This window comes from Lentzea sp. NPDC058450, assembly GCF_042721395.1.
In the GTDB taxonomy this organism is placed as follows: Bacteria; Actinomycetota; Actinomycetes; order Mycobacteriales; family Pseudonocardiaceae; genus Lentzea.
Genome location: NZ_JBHXLO010000005.1, coordinates 293,076 through 318,877, shown reverse-complemented (window position 1 = coordinate 318,877; position 25,802 = coordinate 293,076). Strand labels below are relative to the sequence as shown.

At 70.0% G+C, this 25,802-nt stretch carries 21 protein-coding genes; 5 read left to right on the top strand and 16 right to left on the bottom strand.

The annotated features are described in order from the left end of the window. The first annotated feature begins 180 nt into the window (after window positions 1-180). Complete coding sequence (locus ACFWNN_RS11475) at window positions 181-2,142, top strand: PEP/pyruvate-binding domain-containing protein (protein WP_382439793.1); 1,962 nt, start codon at window positions 181-183, stop codon at window positions 2,140-2,142. After that, a complete protein-coding gene (locus ACFWNN_RS11470; RefSeq protein ID WP_382439792.1) occupies window positions 2,142-3,377 on the top strand; it encodes an MFS transporter in 1,236 nt (411 codons plus the stop codon). The genes ACFWNN_RS11475 and ACFWNN_RS11470 overlap by 1 nt, the downstream gene beginning before the upstream one ends. On the opposite strand, the gene ACFWNN_RS11465 is transcribed toward ACFWNN_RS11470, so the two are convergent. The 3 genes from ACFWNN_RS11465 to ACFWNN_RS11455 form a co-directional block, all read right to left on the bottom strand. Beyond that, a complete protein-coding gene (locus ACFWNN_RS11465; protein WP_382439791.1) occupies window positions 3,337-5,877 on the bottom strand; it encodes a LuxR C-terminal-related transcriptional regulator in 2,541 nt (846 codons plus the stop codon). The two genes, ACFWNN_RS11470 and ACFWNN_RS11465, sit on opposite strands and share 41 nt — an antisense overlap. A gap of 234 nt (window positions 5,878-6,111) precedes the next feature. Further along, a complete protein-coding gene (locus ACFWNN_RS11460; protein WP_382439790.1) occupies window positions 6,112-6,558 on the bottom strand; it encodes a zf-HC2 domain-containing protein in 447 nt (148 codons plus the stop codon). A gap of 2 nt (window positions 6,559-6,560) precedes the next feature. After that, complete coding sequence (locus ACFWNN_RS11455) at window positions 6,561-7,088, bottom strand: sigma-70 family RNA polymerase sigma factor (protein ID WP_382439824.1); 528 nt, start codon at window positions 7,086-7,088, stop codon at window positions 6,561-6,563. A gap of 258 nt (window positions 7,089-7,346) precedes the next feature. Between ACFWNN_RS11455 and ACFWNN_RS11450 the strand changes: the two genes are divergently transcribed. Beyond that, window positions 7,347-8,576: a DUF4142 domain-containing protein gene (locus tag ACFWNN_RS11450; RefSeq protein WP_382439823.1), complete on the top strand. Its 1,230-nt coding sequence runs from the start codon at window positions 7,347-7,349 to the stop codon at window positions 8,574-8,576. Window positions 8,577-8,636: 60 nt separating this feature from the next. Here the strand turns inward: ACFWNN_RS11450 and ACFWNN_RS11445 are convergent, their stop codons facing one another. The 3 genes from ACFWNN_RS11445 to ACFWNN_RS11435 are packed head-to-tail and all read right to left on the bottom strand — an operon-like array spanning window position 8,637 to window position 11,340. Beyond that, window positions 8,637-9,773 carry an AAA family ATPase gene (locus ACFWNN_RS11445; RefSeq protein WP_382439789.1) on the bottom strand — a complete coding sequence of 379 codons (1,137 nt, stop codon included), beginning with the start codon at window positions 9,771-9,773 and terminating at the stop codon, window positions 8,637-8,639. Continuing rightward, on the bottom strand, window positions 9,766-10,533 hold the full coding sequence (locus ACFWNN_RS11440) for an RNA ligase family protein (protein WP_382439788.1): 768 nt from the start codon (window positions 10,531-10,533) through the stop codon (window positions 9,766-9,768). Before ACFWNN_RS11440 ends, ACFWNN_RS11445 begins: the two co-directional genes overlap by 8 nt. Window positions 10,534-10,575: 42 nt before the next feature. Continuing rightward, a complete protein-coding gene (locus ACFWNN_RS11435) occupies window positions 10,576-11,340 on the bottom strand; it encodes a hypothetical protein (RefSeq protein WP_382439787.1) in 765 nt (254 codons plus the stop codon). A 146-nt stretch (window positions 11,341-11,486) separates the two neighbouring features. Between ACFWNN_RS11435 and ACFWNN_RS11430 the strand changes: the two genes are divergently transcribed. Further along, window positions 11,487-12,290 carry a serine protease gene (locus ACFWNN_RS11430; protein WP_382439786.1) on the top strand — a complete coding sequence of 268 codons (804 nt, stop codon included), beginning with the start codon at window positions 11,487-11,489 and terminating at the stop codon, window positions 12,288-12,290. A gap of 69 nt (window positions 12,291-12,359) precedes the next feature. Here ACFWNN_RS11430 and ACFWNN_RS11425 read toward each other — a convergent pair whose 3' ends face one another. The 8 genes from ACFWNN_RS11425 to ACFWNN_RS11390 form a co-directional block, all read right to left on the bottom strand. Next, window positions 12,360-13,160: an alpha/beta fold hydrolase gene (locus ACFWNN_RS11425; protein WP_382439785.1), complete on the bottom strand. Its 801-nt coding sequence runs from the start codon at window positions 13,158-13,160 to the stop codon at window positions 12,360-12,362. 134 nt (window positions 13,161-13,294) lie between these two features. Next, a complete protein-coding gene (locus tag ACFWNN_RS11420; protein WP_382439784.1) occupies window positions 13,295-13,747 on the bottom strand; it encodes a MarR family winged helix-turn-helix transcriptional regulator in 453 nt (150 codons plus the stop codon). Between the two features lie 60 nt (window positions 13,748-13,807). Beyond that, complete coding sequence (locus ACFWNN_RS11415) at window positions 13,808-14,002, bottom strand: hypothetical protein (protein WP_382439783.1); 195 nt, start codon at window positions 14,000-14,002, stop codon at window positions 13,808-13,810. A gap of 187 nt (window positions 14,003-14,189) precedes the next feature. Continuing rightward, window positions 14,190-14,699 (bottom strand): regulatory protein RecX, encoded by a 510-nt coding sequence (locus ACFWNN_RS11410; RefSeq protein ID WP_382439782.1) that lies wholly within the window; start codon window positions 14,697-14,699, stop codon window positions 14,190-14,192. Window positions 14,700-14,712: 13 nt separating this feature from the next. Continuing rightward, window positions 14,713-15,759, bottom strand: coding sequence for a recombinase RecA (gene recA / locus ACFWNN_RS11405; protein WP_285646310.1), 1,047 nt, complete (start codon window positions 15,757-15,759; stop codon window positions 14,713-14,715). 147 nt (window positions 15,760-15,906) lie between these two features. Then, window positions 15,907-16,101 carry a DUF3046 domain-containing protein gene (locus tag ACFWNN_RS11400; protein ID WP_382439781.1) on the bottom strand — a complete coding sequence of 65 codons (195 nt, stop codon included), beginning with the start codon at window positions 16,099-16,101 and terminating at the stop codon, window positions 15,907-15,909. Window positions 16,102-16,110: 9 nt separating this feature from the next. Further along, window positions 16,111-17,367, bottom strand: coding sequence for an MFS transporter (locus ACFWNN_RS11395; protein ID WP_382439780.1), 1,257 nt, complete (start codon window positions 17,365-17,367; stop codon window positions 16,111-16,113). Between the two features lie 53 nt (window positions 17,368-17,420). After that, window positions 17,421-19,271 carry an Hsp70 family protein gene (locus ACFWNN_RS11390; protein ID WP_382439779.1) on the bottom strand — a complete coding sequence of 617 codons (1,851 nt, stop codon included), beginning with the start codon at window positions 19,269-19,271 and terminating at the stop codon, window positions 17,421-17,423. Between the two features lie 109 nt (window positions 19,272-19,380). Here ACFWNN_RS11390 and ACFWNN_RS11385 point away from each other — a divergent pair, with 109 nt between their 5' ends. Next, a complete protein-coding gene (locus tag ACFWNN_RS11385; RefSeq protein ID WP_382439778.1) occupies window positions 19,381-23,925 on the top strand; it encodes an ATP-dependent helicase in 4,545 nt (1,514 codons plus the stop codon). Between the two features lie 224 nt (window positions 23,926-24,149). Here ACFWNN_RS11385 and ACFWNN_RS11380 read toward each other — a convergent pair whose 3' ends face one another. Together ACFWNN_RS11380 and ACFWNN_RS11375 are read right to left on the bottom strand one after the other, a co-directional pair. Further along, on the bottom strand, window positions 24,150-25,136 hold the full coding sequence (locus ACFWNN_RS11380; RefSeq protein ID WP_382439777.1) for a 1-aminocyclopropane-1-carboxylate deaminase: 987 nt from the start codon (window positions 25,134-25,136) through the stop codon (window positions 24,150-24,152). Further along, complete coding sequence (locus ACFWNN_RS11375) at window positions 25,133-25,762, bottom strand: GntR family transcriptional regulator (protein ID WP_382439776.1); 630 nt, start codon at window positions 25,760-25,762, stop codon at window positions 25,133-25,135. The genes ACFWNN_RS11380 and ACFWNN_RS11375 overlap by 4 nt, the downstream gene beginning before the upstream one ends. Window positions 25,763-25,802: the final 40 nt, after the last annotated feature.

Here is a 25,802-nt window from a genome sequence, read left to right as displayed (position 1 = left end):
CGGGACCGGCGTCCCACCACGTTGGATTCTTCACCCAACGGGAGGTGACGCCGGTCTCCAATTGACGTGAGTTTGAGGAAAGGTGAACTCCCGGAAAACCAAATGAGATTCGGACTGGAATAACCCCACCTACAGCGATGTCACACTCACTCGTTGCAATCGAGCGCGAGAGGAGCGGATGTGGCTGTCCAGGAAGCCGACGTGGCGGGGCTGGTCGGGGAACCGCTGACCATGTCAGCATTCAACCAGCTGTCCGGCAGTCTGGGTGGTTATTCATTCGTCAAGGTGGTGGTGGACCGGCAGAGCGGGACCATCCACTTCCTGAACAACGCGCGGCACGAGTTCCACGCCGTCTACATCGGCACCGAGATCCTGGGCATCCCCGAGAGCGAGCTGCGGGCGCGGATCGACGAGTTCAACCACAGCTTCTACCACGCCTCTGACCGGCGGTTCTTCCTCGGCATCCTGTCGCTGCACCAGCGCGAGGACCGCAACATGTTCTCGCTGGAGACCGTCGAGGTCGACACCATGTCGGCGGACATGATCGAGTTCTTCTACGCCGAGGTGCGCCGCGAGGTCGACGCCGCGACGCCGTTGTTCTTCAAACCCGCGAACCACCTCCAGGAACAGGCCGTCGCGGAGCTCGCGACCGAAAGGCTGCCGCGCATCCTCGCGCACGAACTGTTCTCGACGGCGGAGTTCGTCGCATTGAACCCCGGCACGACCAAGGGCCGGTTGCGCGCATTCCGCGACGAGCGGGAGTACCGCGAGAACACTCTCGAATGGTTCGACATCGTGGTGATGCACCGCGTTCCGGACGACATTCCGCGGCTCGCCGGCATCATCAACGCGAGCCACACCACGCCGTTGTCGCACACGAACGTCCTGGCGACCGGCTGGTCCATTCCGAACGCCATCCAGATCGGGGCGTTCGAGCTGATCGACCGGGAGGACCTCGACGGCCAGTGGGTCGAGTACGAGGTGTCGCCGAAGAGCGCCGGCGTCGGGCTGCGGCTGATCGACGAGCCGCAGGACCTCGGTCAGCGGCCCGCCTGGTACGCGCAGCGCGTCACGCTCGACGAGCCCGAGCACACCTACAACCCGGTCGTGAACCTCGCGCGGATCCGCCACAACGACAGCCACCGCTACGGCACCAAAGCCGCGAACCTCGGCGAGCTGCACCACGTGCTCGCCTCCGAGTCACCGCGCCGCCTGCTCGGGTTCTTCTCCGTGCCGCGCCCGCCGCGCGACAACCTCCTGCCATACCTGGCGAAGCTGCTCGACACCGACGAGGACCTGCTCGCCGCCGCCCAGCAGCTCCTCGCCGAACGGGTGCGGGTGCCGCGCGGCGTCGCGCTGCCGTTCTCGATGCACCAGGGCTTCCTGGAGTCGTCGCCGAAGATCCAGCAGGCCATCGGCAAGCTCAAGATGGCGCTGGAGCTGAACGCCCGCGAGATCGAACCGCTGTGCGTCGAGCTCCAGCAGCTCATCCGCAAGACCCGCGTGCCGGACTACCTGCTGTCCGAACTGGACACCGCGCTCGTCGAGAACCTGGCCGGGGTCAGGACCTTCGTCGTGCGCAGCTCGTCCAACGCCGAGGACCTCGCCGGGTTCTCCGCCGCGGGCATCTACGAGTCGTACAACCACGTCACGAGCGCCGAGAAGATCGTGGAGTCGGTCAAGGAGGTGTGGGCGTCGCTCGTGTCCGCCCGCAGCGTCCGGCTCCGCCAGCAGGCGGGCATCTCGCTGGACGACTGCTTCATGGGCGTCGTCGTCCAGGAGCAGGTCAAGGCCGACTTCGGCGGGGTCATGGTCACCACGAACCCCATGAACCGCAGCGACTTCCGCAACGTCTACGTCAACGTCTCGCCGGACGTCACCGACGTCGTCGAGGGCTCGACGCAGCCGATGCAGTACCTCTACTCCACTGTGGAGGGTGGTGGCCGCACGGTCTCCCTCGGTGACGCGAAGGAAGACCTCGGCCTGGACGCCCACCGGCAGCTGCAACGGCTCGCGATCGTGGGCCGCCTGCTCCAGTCGCACTTCTCGCCGGACTACACGTTCGACTCGCCGGTCGACATCGAGTGGCTCGCCACCGACGACGTGCTGTACGTCCTGCAGCTGCGGCCGTACTCGATCTGATGCTGGGCCTTCGCGTACCGGCGACTCCGGAAGTGGCGCGTGCCGTCCGCCTGACGTACGGCTTCCAGTTCTTCTTCGGGCTGCTGCTGTGGATCCCGGTCTTCTACGAGTACCAGAAGCAGCTCGGGATGAGCGACGCCGAGATCTTCGGCATCCAGTCGATCTACTACATCGCGTTCTGCCTGATGGAGATCCCGACCGGCATGGTCGCGGACCGCTTCGACTACCGCACGTCGTTGTGGCTCGGCGCGAGCGTGCTGGTCGTCGCGAACCTCGTGCCGGTGCTCGCCGGGAACTACACCGGGTTCCTGGTGCACTTCCTGCTGATCGCGCTCGCCCGGTCGTTGATCTCCGGCGCCCAGAGCGCGTACCTCTACGAGTACCTGCACGCGCACGACGCCGGGCACCTCTACCTCAAGGTCGAGGGCGTCGGGCGGTCGTACAGCCTGATCGGCAAGATCGTGTACTGGCCGGTGATCGGCCTGCTGATGCAGTGGAACATGCCGTCGCCGTACTGGCTCACCGCGATCAACGCCGCGATCGCGGTCGTCTTCGCCCTCAAGCTCCCGCCGATCCCGGGCTGGACGAGGCCGGAGGGCAAGACGTCGAAGCTGCTCGCCGGCGTCGGGGGTGCGTTCCAAGCACTGCGCACCTCGCGCTGGTTGCTGCTGTTGATGATCCAGGGCATCGCGATGTTCACGCTGGTGCGCATCCTGCAGGTGAACCTGTTCCAGCCCGTGCTCGACACCAAGGACGTCCCGGTCACCTGGTACGGCTCGGTGCTCGCCGCGATGACGATCTTCGAGGCGCTCGCCGCCGCGCGGCCGCACTGGCTGTCGCGCCGGATCGGACCGGCGAGGTCGGTGTTCCTGCTGACCGTCGTGATGGCGCTGGCGATCGGGTTCGTCGTGCCGTCCGGCGGGATCGTGACGATCGCGCTGCTGTGCCTGTTCTCCGTGACGGCGGGCATGAGCTTCCCCATCCAGAAGAAGCTCCTGAACGAGGCGATCCCGGATTCCCGTTACCGCGCCACGATCCTGTCGATGGAGTCCATCATGGACCGTGCCGTGTGCGCGGTCGTGGCGATCGCGCTCGGCGCCTACCTCACGAGCGGACGGCTCGACGAGTTCCTGATCCTGTCGTCGGCCGTCACCGTGCTCGTGATGGCGTTGCTGGCGGGCCTGCTGCTCGTCGTCAGGACCACAAGGCGGCGACGAGCTCAGCTCGTCCCGTGATGCCAAGCTTGCGGTAGGCGCTCGACAGGTGCAGCTCCACGGTGCGGCGGGTGAGGTGCAGGGCTTCGGCGATCTGCCGGTTCGTGAGGCCCTGCGCCGCCATCCGCGCGACCCTGTTCTCCTGCTTGGTGAGGCCCTGCACCTGGTCGTCCTCGTCGCGGACCTCGTCGCCCGCGAGCTTGGCGAGCGGGTGCGCGCTCAGCTGGCGGGCCAGGTCGTAGGCCTGCCGCAGGTGCGGGGCCGCGGCGTCGGCCCTGCCCTTGCGGCGCAGGTGGTGGCCGAGCCAGTACAGCGACTGGGCGTGCAGCAGCCGGTGCGGTGACGAGGCCAGGATCTCCTGCGCCTCCTGGAGAACGTCGACGTCGTCGGTGCTGATGCCGACGCTCATCAGCGCCGTCCCGATCACCCGCGGCGACCCCCACCGCTTGGCCAGGTCGAGCTCTTCGTGCGCGAGCCGGGCGGCGTCGTCGCGGTTGCCGATCGCGAGGTGCGCGCGCACGGCGTGGTGCCGCCACGGCATGAGCGCTGGGTTCGGCATGTCCCGCGCGGCGAGGCGGCGGCCCGCCTCCAGCAGGTCCTCCAGGCCACCCTCGGCGTGGCACGACGCGAGCTTGAGCCGGCCGCGGGCGTAGACGATGTTGATGTGCTGCAACAGGTTCCCGTCCTGCGCGACGAGCGGGGCAGCCTCGTCGAACTGCCCCATCTCGATGCACACCTCGGCGAGCTTCGCCGTCGCGAGCACCACGGCGGGGCAGTCCTGGTTGCCGGTCGACACCGGCGGCGTCAGGAACGTGTAGGCGCGCGCCAGGTCACCGCTGTTGTGGAACGCGTGGGCGCGGGCGATCATGCTGAGCATCCCGCGGCGCAGGTGCGGGTCGTGCGAGACCGGCGCGGTGCTGTGCGAGAGCCAGAACTTGTTGATGTGCTGGGGGTTGTCGCCGAGCACCGGCACCAGGAATGTGAAGACGTAGGGCTCGCCGAACACGTCGACCCAGTCGCCTTCGAGCGCCTCCAGTGCGTACTCGACGGCTTCGGCGTAGGAGTCGCCGCTGCGGGCGTTGCCGACCGCGAGCAGCGCCGACCGGGCGCGCTTGAGGTCCGGGGCCTGCGGCACGTCGCCGACGAGGTCCTCGAAGTACTTGCCCGCGCAGTTGGCCATGCGCGCGTCCCTGTTGGCGGACAACAGGTACGTGGTGCAGACGAGGTTCCAGACGAGGTCGCGGTCCTCGGGCAGCAGCCGGGCGACGACCATGATCGCGAGCGAGACGGCGAAGTGCGCGTCGGTGCCCGTGCACATGCGCTGGATCAACGCCAGCGCGACGTTCGCTGCGAGGTGCGGGTCCTCGCAGCGCATCAGGGCGTCGCGGACCCGGTCGCGGCCGAGTGCGTTGTCCCGCAGGTGTTCCGTGTGCCCGAGCTCGACCTCGACGGCCAGCCGGTCGGGTTCGGAGAGGTGTTCCTCCAGCGCGCGTTCCAGGTGCTCGACGCCGCCGACCTCGCGCAGCAGGTCGACGGACCACGGTAAGCGGACTGATCTGGCCTTGAGCACGTGCTCGGCGACGCGCGCGTCCGGCGCGTCCGACTCGAACAACAGCCAGGCGGCGCGGGCGTGCGCGGCGGACCGGACCGCGACCGGCATGTCCGCGAGAACGCTGTTGCGCACGAACGGGTGCAGGAACGTGAGCGGGTCCGTGTCGGCGAGCACGCCGAGCCGCACGAGCGTGTCGACGGCGGGCAGCGCGTCGAACCCGGTGAGCGCGGACAGCAACTCCAGGCCCGCGTCGCCGTCGAGCACGGCCGCGGACCGCGCGACCTCGGCGGCGCCGGTGTACTCGCGCAGCCGCACGCCGACCATCTCGCCGACGGCGGCCGAGCCCTCGCCCTCCTCGCGCAGCAACGCCTGCAGCAGGTAGGGGTTGCCGCCGGTGAGCTCGTGGCAGCGCTTCGGGTCGCGGTCCGGGTGGTCCTCGACGAGCGCCTCGACGGCGACGACGTCCAGTCCGTCGAGGTCGAGGCGGTGCGGGTGGGCGCCGGCGATCTCGGGCAGCGTGACCTCGTCGGTGGCGAGGTAGCCCTGGGACGCGCCGAGCGCGATGACGACGGGCATGTCCCGCAGCCGTGGCCGCAGGTACGCGAGCGCGCGTTTGGAGAAGGTGTCGGCGACGTGGACGTCGTCGATGATCATGAGAATCGGCGCCTTGCGCGCGGAGTTCGCGGCGCGCGCGTACAGCTCTTCGAGGTCGTGTTCGTTGGCGAGGCACGGCGCGAGCTGGCGCACGACGGCGCCGGGAAGATGGCTTTCCAGCCGGGCGCTCTTGGCGAGCCGGACGGTGAAGCCGCGTTCGCGGGCGTCGGCGGCGAGCGCGTCGAGAACCGCCGTCTTGCCGATGCCGAACCCACCGGTGACGACGACGCACGAGCCGGTGCCCGTGACAGCGTCGTCCAGCAAGCGTCCGAGAGTCGCGAGTTCCGCGTCCCGGCCGAGTAGTGGAGATGTCACCTCTGTCTACCCCTGCCTTCGGTACCGAGAGGACCGCAGGTCGAAGGTTTCGGTGTTCCTTCGGTGCCGACCGTAGAGACCTGCGCTTCGTCGTCGGGCAAACTTACCCACAGGTAACGGTTAGTGGAACTGTGAGCTGTCAACGGTCGGAAACGGGAGAGAGCGATGGTGTTCGCCGGGTTGGTGCGCGCGTGGTTGCGCGTTGCCCGCCTGCTCACCGGCTCCCGGCACGACTCACAGGCCTTCGACCAGTGGGAACGGCTCGTGACCGGCGGGCGCGGCGCGGATGAGGGTGCTGACGTCCACGGTGTCGGCCGAGTGCGTGGACAGCGAGTCCACGACCGAGAGCACCGCGGCGACGGCCACCACGACGCCCGCCGCGACCAGCAGGATGCTCCGCGCGATCGGGCACGGCTGACGCACGGGAGGGTCGGCGCGCAGCACCGGCCGCAGCACGGGCGCGACCACGCCGAAGTCGGCCGCGTCGCGCTTGCAGTCTTCGCACCCGGCTAGGTGCCGGGAGAACCGGACGTGCTCGGCCGGGTCGAGCACCCCCAGCGCGTACGCCGCCACATCACCGCACGGTCCCGCAGGGCCTTCTTGGTCCACGACCGTGCGGTTCTCGTCGTCCGGATCTTGGTCGTGTCCTGCTCGCTCGTGATGTGGTTGACGGGTCACCATCACTAGCTCCTGTCCTGCAGCGCCCGGCGGATCGTGTGCATCGCCTTGTACAGCCGGGACTTGACGGTTCCTTCAGGCACTCCGAGAACGCGCGCGGCCTCCTTCACCGTTCGGCCCATGACATACGTTTCGTAGATTGCTGAACGGTGTTCATCACTCAATTGGCGTACTACGTCGGTAATAACCATCACCGAAAGTGTCTGTTCCGTGTCGTCCGGGGATTCGGCGATGTCCGGTCGCAACAATTCCACTTCCTGCGGGCGCGCCTGCCGGCTCCGCCATCCGTCGATCACAATGCGACGAGCCACAGTACAAAGCCAGCCGCGCAACATACCCGGTTCACGGACGAGATGCGCGGAGTTCTGCCAAGCCCTGATCAACGTCTCCTGAACGACGTCTTCCGTCCACTGGCGGTCGTAGTTGGTCAGGCACAGGACCTGCGAGAACAACATCCTCTGGAACTGCCCGTAGAGCAACGTGAGCAATTCTTCGTCCTGGTGGGCTTGTGCGACCTTGCCCTGATCACCCATGAAGCTGACGACCTCCCCAGATATCGGCGACGGTTCGCTTCGGGCGGCAGACCTAGCGACTCGGTGGCCGAGCGTGGAATCCACCGGATAGTACCCCGCGAACGCGAAAAGCTCTCGGGTACGTAAATTCGGAGCGAATGGTTCGCCAAAGGTCATGTGATCCACATCACATGCATATTCTCACGCACCCGTGAACTCAGGCCCCACCAGCGCGTATCACCTTTGAAGGCAGCTCGATCACGGGGAGGAACGGGCACTATGCGTCACCGGTTGGGCACGCTGGGACAGCGCGCGGCGCTGTTGGCCATCCTGTCGGTCGTATTTCTGGGGGCATTCATCGGGGCCGTCCCGGCCAATGCGCAATCGACGGAAGTGCAGCCGTCGGACCGTTCGTTCCTGGTGTCTCTGCGCCAAGCGAACTCTTGGTTGGTACCCGTCAGCAAAGAAGCTCCGGCCCGCACGACGAACGCGGCGATAAGCAACGCCGGACGGGACATCTTCGAGGGACACTCACGACTCGACGTCGATCTCCTCAAATCCGCCGAAGGACTCGGCGTGGTCCTGCCGAACGACGTCAGCAGTGAACACCAGTCACTCATCACGGAGATGGCGGAACGCACCGGGGACAACCACGACCGCGCCTACGCGACGATCGTCCGGCAGACCCAGGGCGGCCTTCTGGTCATGGCCGTGCAAACGCGTGCGACAACGCAGAACACCACGATTCGCACGCTGGCTCATCAGACCGTGCAAATGCTCGTCCGCACGATGACAACGCTGGAGAACACCGGCAAGGCCGACCCGTCCGCATTCGAACTGGTGACGGCCAAAGCACAGGTGAACGCGGTTCGCGTGATCGGTCAGAACATCGAACCGTCGGACCGGGAATTGCTCGTCCTGCTCACTCAGCACTCGTTGTGGCAGAAGCCGGCGAGCCGGGAGAGCGCCGACCGCGCCCGTGAGGCGAAGGTCCGCAAGGTGGCGGGCCAGCTCGCCGCCGAGCACATGCAGCTGACCGCGGCGGTCACGGAGGCCGCCCGCCAGATCGGCGTGGACCTCCCGTCCGAACCGACGACGGAGCAGAAGTCGTGGGCGACCGCCATCTCGGCGAGTTCCGGCGAGGAGCTCGACAGCATGTACGCGAACCTGTCCCGGGCCGCGGACGGTTCGCTCATCATGCAGGTCGCCCAGGCGCGGGCGACGACGAGGAACGTCGCGGCGCGCACCGCCGCGCAGACCGCGCTGACCCTGCTCCTCAAGCACATGCTCCTGCTGGAGGGCACCGGCCTCGTGAAGGCGAACTCGCTGCTGATGACCGACATCCCGGCCATCGCGCAGCCCAAGCCTGCCAGCAGCCCGGCACCCCAGCCCGACGACTCGTCCACGAGCGTCGGCTTCCTCACCGGCATCGCCGTCCTCGTGGTCGCGGCCGCCGGCACCCTCTGGCTGGTCCGGGCCGTGGGGCACCACGGCGAACACCGGCGCTGACGTGTGGGCGCTGATATATCGGATGCCGCCCTCGCCAACCGATATATCAGCGCCTGTACATCAGGTCCTGCTGGTGTCGACGAGGTCGACGACGTGCGCCTCGGTCGCGTCGACGGCCTCCCACTTGCCAGCGAGCCGGTCGATGACGGCCGCCGGCACCGGGTCGGGACGGGCTCGGTTGCGAGCGTGGATCACGTTCTTCGGCGCTTCGAGCCCGACGAGCGTGATCCGGGCCCGGTAGTCGGCGGCGAGGCCGATGCAGCGTTCGCGCATCTGCTGGGAGATGTTGGTCGCGTTCCACACGAACCGCTCCCCTGCCCGCAGCAGCACACGGGCCTCTTCGAACGCGGCGGCGGCAACGGCTCGTTGGTCGCCATCGGGCGCGATGCCGAGCCGCAGCCGCACGGCGTCAAGACTGACCACGCGCCATCCGGGGCGGTGGGTGGCGATCCAGTGGTCCTTGCCGACCCCCGGCAGTCCGGACAGGACCGTCACCTCGACGCGCGTGTCGTCGTAGGCGGCGTACGACGGATCACGACCGGGCGTGCGGAAGTACTGGAAGCGCGCGTGGTCGGACGGGAACGCGCGCGGGCGGTCCAGGCACGAGCGTTCGCGGCAGTACTCCTCGAACAACGCGATGTTCTCCAGCACCGCGTCGGCGTCGGCGCAGACACGACCGAGGATGTCGGCGCGGGCGAGGGTCGCGAGGTCGTCGTTGCGCGCGAGCAGGCTCACCCGGAACGCGATGCGGTCGAGGTCCGGGCGTTCGAGCGCCCAGAACGGCACCTGGTGGTGGCGGATCAGCGCGGCGACGTGCTCGCGCCAGGCGATCGGGCGGCCCATCTCCCACAGCACCGTGCGGGCCAACAGGTCGCCGGCCCGTGAGTGGCCGTGCGCGGTGACACGGCCATCGGTGATCTGGGTGCGGAACGGCTTGGCGGAATCGTGCAGCAGCACGGTCGCAAACAACCGCACACGGTCTTCCGGGAGTCGCGCGCGCCATTCGGGCAACGACGCCAAGGCCTCGCACGCCATGCGGGTGTGTGTGGCGACGTCACCCTCGGCGTGATGCACGGGGTCTTGCGGCACGCCTTCGAGAGCGCGCACCCACGGAAACGCGTCACACACGGCGTCCCAGTCGAGAGTCCACTGCGGACCGGTCGGGCAGAGCTGTTCGAACGTCGGCGGCTCAGCCACGGGCCACCACCTGGTTCGGCAGGATCGGGCGGTCCTGCCAGTGGCTGCCCGAGTCCAGCACGGCGGTGAGGAACGTCGGCCGCACCCACTTGTAGCGCTCGACCGTGCGCCCGTCCTCCTCCACCTTGATGTAGAGGCCTTCCATGTCGTCGTCGGAATCCGTCTCCGCGACAACGACTTCCGGGTCCTGGCCCAGCGCACGGGCCGACGAGACCAACGCGGCACGCCACGACGAGGTCCGGCACGTCGACGGACCGAGCAACGCGGTCAGGTCCTTCAGCCGTCGCAGCGGTCCCTCGTGGAGCACCGGCACGGACACCACCGGCGTGCCCGCGAGCACCCGGCGGCGTTCCGGTGTGGACAGGAACTCGCCGGACTCCCGATCGAGCAGGTCGAACTCGCAGAAGTGGTGCGGCAGCGCGTCGTAGAACACGGTGTGCTTGGCGTAGAGCCATTCCCCGTACAGCACGAACCGCGTGCCGAGCCGTTCCCACAGCACGCCCTGGTGCGTCGCGGCCCACGCCTTCAGCGGCGCGAACTGCCGTTCCCGCGGCCCGCCCGCCAGGAAGTGGCCGCGCGACTGGAGCCGCAGCACGCCGCCGGAGTCGAAGCTGATGCCCGCGTTGGCACCGTCGAGCTTCTCCTCGACGACGAGGTGCCGCCCCGCGATCGCGCGGAACGGCACCTGACCGAGGTCCTCGTCGCCCGGTTGCAGGCGCGAGCCCTCCAGGTGGGGCGTTCGCGGGTACTTGCGCAACATGCCCCGATTTGTAACCCGTCCGCCCGCCCGCGAGCGAACGCTTTACGCCTGCCCGACGAACGCCGCCTTCGACGAGTTGAACGTCGGCTCGAACACGAGCTGCATCTCACCGGGCTGCGCGCCCACCGCGTACGCGACGTGGAACGTGTAGGTCTTGCCCGGCAACACGGTCGCCGAGTCGTACGTGCTGTCGCAGCCGCCGCTGGCGTCGAACACCATGTCGGCCTTCTGCCCGTTGAACTGCGCGTCGGTGCCGATCGACATCAGCGCGGTCTCGAACGCGGCCGTCGTGCCGTTGGTGATGGTGATCTCGAACCTCACCGCGCGGGCGATGGTCTCGGGCCTCGCGAACTGACCCGGCTGGCACGCGACCGGCGCGGCGACGTCGACCGCGAGGCCGTTGTCCCACGTGAAGCGCTTGCCCCAGGTCGGGTTCTGCACCAGCGCGTCCTGCTTCGCGGGCTCACCGGGAGTGCCGACCTGACCCTGGTTCGTGTCGCCGCCGAGGATCTTGTCCAGTTCCTCGACCGCGGCCTGCTGCGCCACCACCGTCAGCACGATCGCGATGACGCAGAGGACGACGCCGATCGCCGCGAGCACCTTGCGCGTGCCGAACAACGCGACGACGCCGAGCACGACACCGACGAACGCGGCGATCGCGGTGAGGTTGTTGAAGAAGATGAGCCACGAGCTGAGGATGCCGACGATCCCGAGGATCACCGCCGTCCAGGCGAGCGCGCCGAACCGGGCGGTCTTCGGCGGTGCGACCGGGGGCTGGGCGTAGACGGGCGGCGGCGGGTAGGTCATCACGGCTCCTGGCGGTTGCGATGTGTGACCACGACGTCGAACAGTCCAGTTCAGCTGTTAGCCCCACCCGGCTCCGTCACCCGATCGAGTTACGTAGCGGCCAGTCAGCCGACTCCCGAAGGTAGTTGATCGACTACGATCCGTGCATGGCACGCCGACTCGTCGCACCCCTGCTCGCGGTGATCACCACCCTCGGCGTGGTGGCGGCGGCACCTGCCCACGCCGCCGACTTCACCGGCGCGGTGAAGCTGGACAACTGCTCCGGGTCGCTCGTCCGCCTGCCCGGCTCGACCCCGGCCGACCAGGCGCTCGTGCTCACCAACGGCCACTGCGTCGAGCTGATGAAACCGGGCGTGGTTCTCACCGACGTGCCCGCGAACCGGGACTTCACGCTGCTCAACGGTTCCGGCGGGCAACTCGCGACGCTGAGGAGCACCAGGATCGTCTACGCGACGATGACCAGCACCGACGCCGCGCTCTACCGGCTCGACCAGACCTACCGGCAGCTCCAGCAGAAGCACGGCGGCCGCGCGCTCGAACTGTCGGCGGCACGGCCGGTGGCCCAGTCCGAGATCCGGATCGTCTCCGGCTACTGGACGAAGATCTACTCGTGTCAGGTCGACGCCGTCGTCCACCAGGTCAGGGAAGCGAAGTGGACCTGGCAGGACTCGCTGCGCTACACCCGGCCGTGCGACACCATCGGCGGTACGTCCGGCTCTCCGATCGTCGACGCGGCCAGCGGCAAGGTCGTCGGCGTCAACAACACCGGCAACGAGAGCGGCGGCCGCTGCACGATGAACAACCCGTGCGAGGTCGACGCCACCGGCGAGATCACCGTCCACAAGGGCATCGGCTACGGCCAGCAGACCGCCGGCCTCGTCGCCTGCTTCGGTCCCGGTTCCGCGCTCGACCTCACCCTGCCCGGCTGCGCGGTCGCGAAACCCCAGTAGACACGGGGAAACCGGGACGCCCCTGCCCGCGTCCCGGTTTCCCCGTCCTTCGCACCGCCGTTCGCGGAACTACCGTGCGGCGCGCACGATCAGATCGGCCACGGTGTCCGGGTGCGACACGGCCACCGAGTGCGACGCGTTCTTGACCTCGACGAGCTCACGGGCGTGGGCGCGCTCGGCCATCCACTTGGTCGCGGCGAGCGGGATGTTCTTGTCCTTGCCCGCCACCAGGAAGTACGACGGGATGGTCTTCCACGCGGGCTCGCCGGCCCCCTCGTTCAGCGCGGTGTCGTTGATCGGCCGCTGGGTCGCCGCCGCGATCGTGGCGTCCTTGCGGGACACGTCGGCCGCGAACTGCTGCCAGTACTTGTCCTGCGCGATCACGAGATCCGTGGTGCCGTCGCCGAGCGGGATCGGCCGGACCGCGTCCCCGAGGGTGCTGCCGGGGAACTTGTTGCTCAGGCCGAGCGCGGTCTCGCCCTTCTCCGGCGCGAACGCCGCGATGTAGACGAGCGACTTCACGTTCTTGTTGCCGACGGCCGCGGCCGACTGGACCATGCCGCCGTAGGAGTGCCCGACGAGGACGATCGGGCCTTCGATCGAGGCCAGCACCTGCTTCAGGTAGTTCGCGTCACCACTCACCGACCGCAGCGGGTTCGCCACCGCCACCACCGGGAAACCCTTGCGCTGCAAGCGGTCCACGACACCGTTCCAGCTGGACGCGTCAGCGAACGCACCGTGCACCAGCACGACCGTGGGTTTCTTCGCACCGTGCTTCTCGGCGCTCTCGTCCGCGGCACCCGCACTCGGAACGACGGCGCCCAGCGCCAGGAGCGTTCCCAGAACCGCGATCACCTTGCGCACTCGCATTGCTCTCTCACTCTCTCGTCAGGCACCTTGGCGGTGGTGCATCGCGCTCGATTAGGTCGTGCACGATGTAAGTTACCCGACGAGTTACCTCGCACGCGATGTGTTTCAGCTCACCGCGATACGCGGCTGGTGATCTAGCGCTCGGCGCCGTGCTTCACGCGGTGCAACGCCTTGCGCAGCACGGTGATCTCCTCGATGGTCATGCCGAGGGCCTTGCCGAGCTGGTTCGTCATCTCGGCGCCGATCCACTGCAGGCCACGGCCCTTGTCCGTGAGCTGGACGAGCACCGAGCGCTCGTCGTCGGGATGCGTGACGCGCACCAGCAGGCCGCTCTTCTCCAGCCGCTTGATCAACGGCGAGAGCGTGCTGTACTCCAGGTCGAGCTCCTGGACGAGCTCCCGGATCGGCCGCGAGTCCCGCTCCCACAGCAGCAGCATCACCAGGAACTGCGGATAGGTGATGCCCGCCTTGTCGAGGATCGGCCGGTAGAAGCCGGTGACCGCTCGCGACGTCGTGTAGAGGTCGAAGCAGAGCAGGTCGGAGACCGTGGGGGTCACCGCGGGCGACGCGTCGGGAGTGGTGCTCACGTCAACCAGATTACTCGCGGTAGCGCCGGACCTGGTGCTACCGCGAACTCCGTCCCACAATCACGCCACGCCACGCCACGCCACGCCACGCCACGCCACGCCACGCCACGCCACGCCACGCCACGCCACGCCACGCCACGCCACGCCACGCCACGCCACGATGAGCGAGCCACACCGCGTCGGCCACGCCAAACACGCCGCGAGCCGCACAGCACAGGCCAGGCCACACCACGCAAGCCGCACCACGCGAGCCACGCCGACCAGGCCACGCAAGCCGCCACACGCCCAATGCCGACCGAGCCGCAGCCGCGAGCGCATCACGACGCGCGAACCGCCACGGGCGAACGCTCCGCGACCACGAGCCGACCGCAACGCGTGAGCCACCACCACAAGCGGTCCACGCCGCACCGCCAAAGACCCTTGCGAGTCACGCCCCAGGCGGCTACGACCAGGGCTCGTCCAGCGCCGACGCCTCGTCGCCCGCGTCCCGCAGTTCGTCGCGCACCACGCGGTAGGCCAGGCCTTCCGCGTAACCCTTGCGCGCCAACGCACCCACGAGACGGCGGATCTTCGTCGTCTCGTCCACGCCGGACAGGGTGCGCAGCCGTTTGCGGACGAGCTCGCGGGCGCGTTCTTCCTCTGCCTCGCCGTCGACCGCGGCGACGGCCTCGGCCACCACCTCGTCCGCCACGCCCTTGCGGCGCAGTTCCATGGCGAGGGCGCGGCGGCCCAGGCCGTTGTACGTGTGCCGGGACCGCACCCACATCTCGGCGAACTGCGCATCGTCGATCAGGCCGGCGCGGTCGAACTTGCCGAGCACGACCTCGGCGGCACCGGCGCTGATTCCCTTGCGCAGCAGGGCGTCGTGCAGCTCCTGCCGGGAGCGGGCCCGAGCGGTGAGCAGCGCGTAGCAGATGTCCCGCGCCTTGCGCTGCTCCTCAGCCTCGTCCAAACCGCACTACCTCTTAGAACTCGACCGGCGCGGCGGGGGCCGCCTCTTCGGCGTCGAGGGTGGCGCCGATGCCGAGCTTGTCCTTGATGCGCTTCTCGACCTCGTTGGCGATGTCCGGGTTGTCCAGCAGGAACTTGCGGGCGTTCTCCTTGCCCTGGCCCAGCTGGTCGCCCTCGTAGGTGTACCAGGCACCGGACTTGCGCAGGATGCCCTGGTCGACGCCCATGTCGATGAGCGAGCCCTCGCGGCTGACGCCCTTGCCGTAGAGGATGTCGAACTCGGCCTGCTTGAACGGCGGCGCGACCTTGTTCTTCACGACCTTGACCCTGGTGCGGTTGCCGACGGGCTCGCCGCCGTCCTTCAGGGTCTCGATGCGGCGCACGTCCAGACGCACGGAGGCGTAGAACTTCAGCGCCTTACCACCGGTCGTGGTCTCCGGGGAGCCGAACATCACGCCGATCTTCTCGCGCAGCTGGTTGATGAAGATCGCGGTCGTGTTGGACGCGCTGAGCGCACCCGTGATCTTGCGCAGCGCCTGGCTCATCAGGCGGGCCTGCAGACCGACGTGGTTGTCACCCATCTCGCCCTCGATCTCGGCGCGCGGCACGAGGGCGGCGACCGAGTCGATGACCAGGATGTCGAGCGCGCCGGAGCGGACCAGCATGTCCGCGATCTCGAGCGCCTGCTCACCGGTGTCGGGCTGGGAGACCAGCAGTGCGTCGGTGTCGACGCCCAGCCGCTTCGCGTACTCCGGGTCGAGGGCGTGCTCCGCGTCGATGAACGCGGCGATGCCGCCGGCCTTCTGGGCGTTCGCGACGGCGTGCAGGGCGACGGTGGTCTTACCGGAGGACTCAGGACCGTAGATCTCGACGACGCGACCCTTCGGCAGACCGCCGATGCCGAGTGCCACGTCCAGCGCGATCGCGCCGGTCGGGATCACCTCGATCGGGGCACGGCCCTCCTCGCCGAGGCGCATCACGGAGCCCTTGCCGAACTGCTTGTCGATCTGTGCCAGGGCCAGCTCGAGCGCTTTGTCCCGGTCGGGTGCTGCGGGTGCCATCTTGGGTCCACCTTTTGTCGTCTGCCGTTGCTTCGTCATGTTGGACCTGACGCTACTGGCGGGGTCTGACAATTCTGCGAAGCCGGGGGTCGCGGCCACTGTAGCCGAACACGTGTTCGAGCACACGTGACACTCCGAACCGGCTTTTCACCGACGGTTCTCGGGCACTTCGAAGGCGTTGCAGACCGCGACCCAGACCTCTTTCGCGCCGATCCCGGCCTCCAGCGCCTGGTCCGCGGTGCGGCCGCCGAGCGACGACAGGACGTGGTCGTGGGCGATCATCTCGGCCCTGACCTGGCCGAACTCCCCCGCCATGAGTTTGCGGAACATGGTGATGCGCACTCCGAGACCCTAACGAACGGGCCTGCGCAGCGATGTCAGGAGGCACACGACGAGCAGCGGCAGCGCGGTGAAGCCGACGATCAGCCCGAGCACCGCGTACGACCACGCCGTCACGACGACGCCGGACACCGCTCCCCCGATGGCGCCACCCACGTTCATCACCAGATCGGACAGGCCCTGCGCGGCGGGCCGGTCGTCCACCGGCACGGACTCCGTCAGCAGCGCGGACCCCGCGACCAGCCCGGCCGACCAGCCGAGCCCGAGCAGCGCGAGACCCGCGGCGAGCTGCGGCGCGTCGTGCGAGGGCGCCATCCCGGCGACCCCGGAGGCCGCCACCACCAGCGACGCGCCGATCGCGAGCACCGGCACGCGGCCGATCTTGTCGGCCATCCACCCGAACAACGGGCTGGCGGCGTACATGGCGGCGACGTGCACGCTGATCACGATGCCGACGATGCGCAACGACGACCCGGAGTGGTTCATGTGCACCGGCGTCATCGACATCAGCCCGACCATCGCGGTGTGGCACAACATCACACCAACGAGTGCAAGCCGTGCCATAGGACCGAGTGATCCCCAGATCTTCAGGCCACCGGGCGTAGCGCTGGAGCCCCCCGCGCAGTGGGCAGGTTCAACCGGTCGTGTGCTCTTCACGACGACCAACGGGTCCGGCCGCAGTCCGAACTGGATCACCAGCACGGCGGCGCCGAGCACGACGGCGGCGAGCAGGAACGGCCCCACGCCCGCCGGCAGCCCGAGCGCACCGGCCGCGCGCCCGGCGGGGTCGGCGAGGTTCGGGCCGATGACCGCGCCGATCATGGCGGCCCACACCACACGGGAGAGCTCCCGCGCACGACGGTGCGGATGCGCCAGATCCGTTGCGGCGTACCGGGCCGCGTAGTTCGCGCTGGACGCCCCGCCGAACAGGAGCAGGCCCACCAGCAGCACCTGCCACAGGCCGAGGCCCACGGCGACGGCGGCGATCACCGCGCCGAGCGCGCCCATGCCGTAGCCGAGGACGAGCGCGGGACGGCGCCCGCTGCGTTGCGCGAGCCGGGCACCGGGCAGGGCGAGCAGCGCGGCACCGGCCACGGCCGCTGTCTGCGCGAGTCCGCCGACGGCCTCGGACCCCGACAGCGACGCGGCGATCAGCGTGCTGAACGCGAGGCCGATCGTCACCGCCGCCGAGCCCAGCACCTGGGTGCCGGTCAGCACGCGGACGACCTTGCGCTGCACGCGTTCGACCTGCGGCGCGACGGTCACCATGATCGCGATCGTGGCACGGCCGGACCCCGCCGCGACAGGTCCATCGGGGGCGGTTACTCGCCCGGCTGCACCGACTTCTCGAAGAAATCGGCCATTTCGTCCGGCTTGAGCTCGTCGGCGTTCTCCTCGGCGTTCTTGGTGAGGATGCCGAACATGGGGCGGTCCTTGGCCCGGAACACGAGCACGCCGGTGCCGCTGGAGGTCGCCGCGCGGTAGTCGCCCTGCAGGCCGTTGCCGGTCCAGTCGGCCTCGACGCGGTCGGTCTGGAACGACTTGGCGATGGCGTCGGCGTTGTTCTCCGCGCCCGTGACGCTGTCGGTGAGGATGTACTGCACCGCGTAGCCGTCGCGGATCGTGCAGCTCACGACGGTGCCCTTGATCTCCTCCATGCCGGTGATCTGCGCGGAGTCGGCCTTCTCGCAGCCGCCGCCGTCGGGCACGTGACCCGCGAGCTGGCGCAGGCACTTCGTGAAGCCCTGGTCGTCCTGCGAGACGTCGTCCTTGCACTCGTCGGCGCTCGGCAGGCTCGGGCCGGACAGCGCGACGGTCGCGCCGATGATGGCCGCGACCGCGACGACCGCCGCGCCGACGCCGATGAAGACCTTCTTGTTGTCCTTCTTCGGCGCCTGCTGCTGAGGGAAGTTCGCGGGGTAGCTGCCGCTGACGTTCGGGTTCACCGGGTACGGGCCGGTGACCGGGTAGGTGCCGCTCGCCGAGTACGCGCCGCTCGGGTAGGACCCGCTCGGGTACGAACCGCTGACCACCGGGTTCGGGCCGCTGACGTTCGGGTTCACCGGGTGCGGCCCGGTCACGGCGGGGCTGACCGGCGCGGTCACGACCGTGGGCGGTTCGACGAACTTGGGCTTGTCGTCCTCGGCCTTGAGCGTGATCATCTCGCGGTCCACGACCAGAGCGCCGGTCGCGACGATCGTCTCCGGGTGGTCGGGGTTGGTCGGGACGATGCCGACCTTCTCCGCGATCATCTGCGCGACCAGCGGCATCCGGCAGGAGCCGCCGACGAGGTAGACGTGCTCGGGCGTCACCCCGGCCCTGCGGACCGTCGAGATCAGGACCTCGGTGGTGCGGATCAGGCTCGACCGGACCAGCGCCTCCAGCTCGGCGCGCGTGATGACGACCTTCTCGAACGGCTCCGGCATCAGCACCTCGACCTGAGGCAGCTCGGAGAGGTCCTCCTTCGCGAGGCGCAGTTCCTCGCGCAGGCCCAGGCGGGCGCGGTGGTCGTCGAGCGTGGTGGGGCGCAGCAGCCGCTGCCAGCCCGCCGGGTCCTTGTGCGACACCATGCGGCCGATGTGCTCCAGCAGCGCCTGGTCGACGTCGAGACCGCCGACGTCGCTGAGGCTGCCGTCGGCGAGGATGCGGTGCTGGGCGTCGAGCACGGACACGTCGAACGTGTCGGCGCCGAAGTCGTAGACGGCGAGCGGGCGGCCACCGCCGAGCGACGCGACCGCGATGGCCTCGGGCACCGGCACGAGCTCGCCGGTCATGCCCGCGAGCCTGGCCGACGACAGCAGCCGGTTGCGCCTGCTCGGGCCCCACTCGGCCGGGTGCGTCAGGCGGATCTCGTCGAGGTGCTCGCCCTTGAGCAGCGCCGTGACGGCCGTCATGACGCGCTCGTAGATGGCCGCGAGCGCGTCGTTGACCGGGAGGTTCCGCTCGCCGAGCTTGAGCGTCGCCTTGTCGATGTGGCGCTTGGGGTTCGCCTCGTAGCGCGACGGGTCCTCGCGCGAGCGCCGCTCCGCTTCCCGGCCGACGCGCAGGGAGCCGTCCTCGTCGAGGTAGACGGACGAGGGCATCGTCGGCCCACCGTCCACATCCACCACACCGTGGTCGGACAGCACCGCAACCGTGTTGGCGGTGCCCAGGTCGACGGACAGGACGCGCACCGTGCTCCCCTCGCAGGACGTACCGGGTGATCGTGCCACAGCGGGCTTCGGCGGGTACTCGGACCTGCGTAATCAGAAATTGTCGGACCCGGTTGCCATGATGGTCGCCATGGACGTGATGGAGGCATTCTCACCGGCGACCAGGCAGTGGTTCGCCGGGGCCTTCGCCGCGCCCACCCAGGCGCAGACAGGGGCGTGGGCGGCCGCGGCGGCGGGCGAGCACGCGCTGGTCATCGCCCCGACGGGCTCGGGCAAGACGCTGGCGGCGTTCCTGTGGGCGCTCGACCGGCTGGCGTCGGCGGGCCCCGCGGCGGAACCGAAGCGGCGGTGCCGGGTGCTGTACGTGTCGCCGCTGAAGGCGCTGGCGGTGGACGTCGAACGCAACCTGCGCGCGCCGTTGACCGGTATTCGCCAGGCCTCGCAACGGCTGGGGCTGGCGGAGCCGTCGATCACGGTCGGCATGCGCACCGGGGACACGTCGCCGGAGGAACGCCGGGCGTTCGGGCGCACCCCGCCGGACGTGCTGGTGACGACGCCGGAGTCGTTGTTCCTGCTGCTCACGTCGTCGGCGCGGGAGTCGTTGCGGGGCGTGGAGACGGTGATCGTCGACGAGGTGCACGCGGTGGCGGGCACCAAGCGCGGCGCGCACCTGGCGTTGTCACTCGAACGGCTGGACTCGTTGCTGGAGCGCCCGGCGCAGCGGATCGGGCTGTCCGCGACGGTGCGGCCGGTCGAGGAGATCAGCACGTTCCTGTCCGGTGGGCGCCCGATCACGGTCGTGCAGCCGAAGACGCCGAAGACCATCCAGGTCGAGGTGGAGGTGCCGGTCGAGGACATGGCGCTGCTCGGCCAGCCGACGGGCGAGGTGTCGGGGTCCGCGGCCGGTGCCGAGCAGCGCACGTCGATCTGGCCGTCGGTCGAGGCGCGGGTGCTGGAACTGGTGCGGGCGCACCGGTCGACGATCGTGTTCGCGAACTCGCGGCGGCTCGCGGAACGGCTGACCGCGCGCCTGAACGAGCTCGCGGAAGAGGCCTCCGAGCTGGAGTCGTTCCCGGCCGAGGCGATCGGGCAGTCCGGGATGACGGTGCAGAAGACGGCGTCCGTCGCCCGCGCGCACCACGGGTCGATGTCGCGTGAGCAGCGCACGGCCGTGGAAGAGGATCTGAAGTCGGGCCGGTTGCCGTGCGTGGTGGCCACGTCGTCGCTGGAGCTCGGCATCGACATGGGCGCGGTCGACCTGGTGGTGCAGGTCGAGGCGCCGCCGTCGGTCGCCTCGGGGCTGCAACGCGTCGGGCGGGCCGGGCACCAGGTGGGCGCGGTGTCGCGGGGCGTGATGTTCCCGAAGTTCCGCGGCGATCTGGTGTCGTGCGCGGTGGTGGCGGAACGGATGCGCGACGGCGCGATCGAGGCCGTGCGGTTCCCGCGCAACCCGCTCGACGTGCTGGCGCAGCACGTCGTCGCGATGGTGGCGATGGAGTCGTGGCCGGTCGCGGACCTGACGGCGCTGGTGCGGCGGGCGGCGCCGTTCGCCGGGCTGCCGGACTCGGCGATGGACGCGGTGCTCGACATGCTGTCGGGGCGGTACCCGTCCGAGGAGTTCGGCGAGCTGCGGCCGCGGATCACCTGGGACCGGGTGAACTCCGAGCTGCGCGGGCGGCCCGGGTCGCAGCGGCTGGCGGTCACGTCCGGCGGCACGATCCCCGACCGGGGGCTGTTCGCGGTCATGACGCCGGCCTCGGAGAACGGGCCGGGCTCGCGGGTCGGCGAGCTCGACGAGGAGATGGTCTACGAGTCCCGCGTCGGCGACACGTTCCTGCTGGGCACGTCGTCGTGGCGGGTCGAGGACATCACGCACGACCGGGTGATCGTGGTGCCCGCGCCGGGACAGCCCGCGCGGATGCCGTTCTGGAAGGGCGACGCGCCGGGCCGTCCGCTGGAACTCGGCCGGGCGATGGGGAAGTTCCTGCGCGAGGTGTCCACGATGGAGGATGCGGCCGCGCGCGAACGGGCCACGTCCGCCGGGCTGGACGAGTGGGCGACGGACAACCTGCTCGCGTACCTGGGCGAGCAGCGGGAGGCGACCCGGCACGTCCCGAACGACAGGACCGTCCTGGTGGAACGGTTCCGCGACGAGCTGGGCGACTGGCGGCTCGTCGTGCACTCGCCGTTCGGCGCGCAGGTGAACGCGCCGTGGGCGCTGGCGATCGCCGCGCGCCTGCGGGAGAAGCGCGGGGTCGAGGTGCAGGCGGCGCACTCCGACGACGGCATCGTGCTGCGGCTGCCGGACGCGCTGGACTACGAGGGCGTGGAGGTGACGGCGGGCGCCGAGGACGTGCTGCTCGACCCGGACGAGGTCGAGCAGATCGTGGTCGCGGAGGTGGGCGGCTCGGCGTTGTTCGCGGCCCGGTTCCGCGAGTGCGCGGCCCGCTCGTTGCTGCTGCCCCGCCGCGATCCGCGCCGGCGCACGCCGTTGTGGCAGCAGCGGCAGCGGTCGGCGCAGCTGTTGTCGGTCGCCTCGAAGTACGAGCGCTTCCCGGTGGTGCTGGAGGCGATGCGCGAGTGCCTGCAGGACGTGTACGACGTGCCGGGTCTGCGCGAGCTGATGGCGGACGTCCGCGCGCGGCGGGTGCGGGTGGTCGAGGTGGAGACGAAGTCGCCGTCGCCGTTCGCGCGCAGCCTGCTCTTCGGGTACGTCGGCATGTTCCTCTACGAGCTCGACGCGCCGCTGGCCGAACGCCGCGCGGCCGCGTTGTCGCTCGACTCGACGCTGCTCGCGGAGCTCCTGGGGTCGGAGGCGATCCGCGAGCTGCTCGACCCGGACGTGGTGGCCGAGGTCGAACGCGCCCTGCAACGGTTGAGCGAAGACCGGCGCCCCCGGCACGCCGAGGACACCGCGGACCTGTTGCGGTTCCTGGGAGATCTCTCCGACGCCGAGGCGCTGGACCGCGGCGTCCCGCGCGAGTGGCTGGACGAACTGCTGGCGCAACGCCGTGCGATCCGGGTGCGCATCGCGGGCGAGGAACGCACGATCGCGATCGAGGACGCGGGCCGGGTCCGCGACGCTCTGGGCGTGGCCCTCCCGGTGGGCGTGCCCGAGGCGTTCATGGAGCCGGTGGCGGACCCGCTGGGCGACCTGCTGAGCCGGTACGCCCGCACGCACGGCCCGTTCCCGGCGTCGGAACCGGCCGCCCGCTTCGGCCTTGGCGTGGCCGTGGTGACGGCGGTGCTGGAACGGATGGCGGCGACCGGCCGGCTGGTACGCGGCGAGCTGCGCCCCGGCGGCACGCACACCGAGTACTGCGACGCGGACGTCCTGCGCCGCCTCCGCCGGGCCTCGCTGGCGTTGCTGCGCTCCGAGGTGGAGCCGGTGGAACCCGCGGCGCTGGGCCGGTTCCTGCCGCAGTGGCACGGCCTGGGCCGCCGTCTGCGCTCGGCCCCGACGATCGACGACGTCTTCTCGGTGGTGGAACAGCTGGCGGGCGCCCCGCTCCCGGCGAGCGCGCTGGAGTCCCTGCTCCTGCCGTCCCGCCTGCCCGGCTACTACCCGGCCCTGCTGGACGAGCTGACGGCGTCCGGCGAGGTGACCTGGACCGGCTGCGGCGCCCTGACCGGCGGCGACGGCTGGATCGCCCTGGCCCCCACCGACGTGGCCGACCTCCTGCTGCCGGACCTGGTGCCGGAGTCGATCCCGGAGTCCCCGCTGCACACCGCGGTCCTGGAGTCCCTGGCGGGCGGCGCCCTGTTCTTCCGCCAGGTGGTGGACCGCACGTCCCTGTCGGTGGCGTGCACGGACGCCGAAGTGGTCGGCACGCTCTGGGACCTGGTGTGGGCGGGCCTGATCACCAACGACACCCTGTCCCCGCTGCGGGCTCTGGTGTCCGGCGGCGGCGCGGCCCACAAACCCCGGCGCACCGCTCCCCGAGGCCGCTACGCCCGCCTGCGCGCGGCTCGCCCGGACATGCCGTCCCGCACAGGCCCGCCCACCGCTGCGGGCCGCTGGTCCCTGGCCGTGGTCCCGGCCCAGGACCCGACCCGCCGGGCCCACGCCCGAGCGGAGGCGTTCCTGGAACGCCACGGCGTCCTGACCAGGGGCGCCCTCGACACCGAACGGGTGACCGGAGGCTTCAGCGGCGTCTACAAGGTCCTGCGCGCCATGGAGGAGTCCGGCCAGGTGATCCGCGGCTACGTGGTCGAGGGCCTGGGCGCGGCCCAGTTCGCGGCCCGCGGTGCGGTGGACCGGATGCGTGCCCTCTCCCGCCCGCCGGGCCAGCAGGCCCCGTCCGACCAGCCGGCCGTGGTCCTGGCCGCGGCCGACCCGGCCCAGCCCTACGGCGCCGCCCTCCCCTGGCCGCCCCCGCTGGGCGAGGGCAAACACCGACCGGCCCGCAAGGCAGGCGCGCTGGCCGTCTTGGTTGACGGCACCCCGGCCCTCTACGTGGAACGAGGAGGCAAGTCCCTGCTGTCGTTCACCGACGACGAACCGACCCTCCGCATCGCCGCGAACGCCCTGAGCCGAGCGGTCCGCGACGGCTGGCTGGGCCAGCTGGCCGTCCAGCGAGCCGACGGCGAGGTGGCCCTCACCTCCCACCTGGCCACGGTCCTCCAGGAGGCGGGCTTCCGAGCCACGCCCAAGGGCCTCCGCCTCCGAGCATGATGCCAGAGCGTGCGTGCCCGCTCGCGCATTCCTTGCCACAGCACCGTTTCACGCCCGGCTAGGGCGCTCGTCTCACGCAGCCCGCCGAACGTCCTGCCGCGCCCACGCCCCTGCTCAGCCCGGCCTCACCCAGCACGCTGGACGTCCCGCCGCGCCGCTCCTGGGCTCAACTCGCCTTCGCCCAGTCCGCTGGATGTCCCGCAGCGTCCTCTCCCTTCCCCTTCCTACGCGGGGAACAGGGAGCTGTAGGCGTTCAGTGCCGGCTGTCCGCCCAGGTGTGCGTAGAGGACGGTGGAGTCGCGGCCGATCTCCCCCGACGACACGAGGTGGATGAGTCCCGCCAGGGACTTCCCCTCGTAGACCGGGTCGGTGATCATGCCTTCGAGGCTCGCGCCGAGGCGCATCGCGTCCACGGTGAACTCGTCGGCGATGCCGTAGGTGCCGGCGTGGAAGCGGTCGTCGAGGAGGATGTCCTCTTCGGACACCGTGACCTCGCGCAGCTTGGCGGTGTTGTGGGCGATGCGGGTGATCTGGGCGAGGGTCTCGGCGGGCTTGGCGGAGGCGTCGATGCCCAGCACGCGGCGGCCGGTCTCGCCGGCGAAGCCCGCGACCATGCCCGCCTGGGTGCTGCCGGTGACCGAGCAGACGACGATCGTGTCGAAGAAGACGCCGAGCTGCGCCTCCTGCTGACGGACCTCGTCGGCCCAGTTCGCGAAGCCCATGCCGCCCAGCGGATGGTCGGAGGCGCCGGCCGGGATCGGGTAGGGCTTGCCGCCGTGCGCGCGGACCTCTTCGATCGCCTGTTCCCAGGCGGGTTTTACGCCGATGCCGAACTCGGCGCTGACCAGCCGGACGTCGGCGCCCATCATGCGGCTGAGCAGGATGTTGCCCACCCGGTCGCTGCCGGTGTCGGCCCAGTCGACCCAGCTCTCCTGCACCAGCACTGCCTTCAGGCCGGCGCGGGCCGCGGCGGCCGCGACCTGGCGGGTGTGGTTGGACTGGATGCCGCCGATCGACACGAGGGTGTCGCAGCCGGTGGCGAGGGCGTCGGCGACGAGGTACTCGAGCTTGCGGGTCTTGTTGCCGCCGTAGGCGAGGCCGGAGTTGCAGTCCTCGCGCTTCGCCCAGACCGCGGCGCCGCCGAGGTGGGAGGTCAGGCGGTCGAGGCGGTGGACGGGCGAGGGGCCGAAGAGCAGCGGGAATCTGTTCACAGTTCCTCCTTCAGGGTGCTCCAGTTCTGGTCGACCAAGGTCGCGGCCTGCAGGTCGTCGCCCTTCTCGCAGGCCTCGATGATCTGCTGGTGCTGCGTCACGGAGTGGCGCGCGTGCGGCGAGGAGAAGCGGCTGTGCTCGATCCTGCGCACCAGCGGGGTGTAGCGGTCGATGGTCGCGGTGATCGCGAAGTTGTCGCAGCAGCGGACGGCGACGGCGTGGAACTCGTCGTCGGCGGCCAGCGCGGCGGCGGCGTCGTCGGCGTCGAGCGCCTTCTTGAAGGCCTTGTTCGCGGCGCGCATCGCGGCGATGTCGTCGGCCGTCATCTTCGGCACCGCGATGCCGATGGCGAGGGAGTGCATGGACTGCACGACGACGAGGGCGTCGCGCACGGGTTCCGCCTCCAGCGCGGTGACCCTCGTGTACGCGTGCGGCTTGGTCTCGACCAGGCCCTCGTCGGTCAGCGTGGCGAGCGCCTCGCGCACCGGGGTGCGGGACAGGCCGAGCTTCTCGGCGAGCTCGACGTCCTTGATCGGCGTGCCCGGTTCCAGGTCGCCGCGCACGATGGCCGTGCGGATCTCCGCCGCCGCCCGCTCCTTCAGTGACCCATATCCAATATATTGCATATTGGTGAGGGTAGGGGCGGGACCTGGTGATCGCAACAAC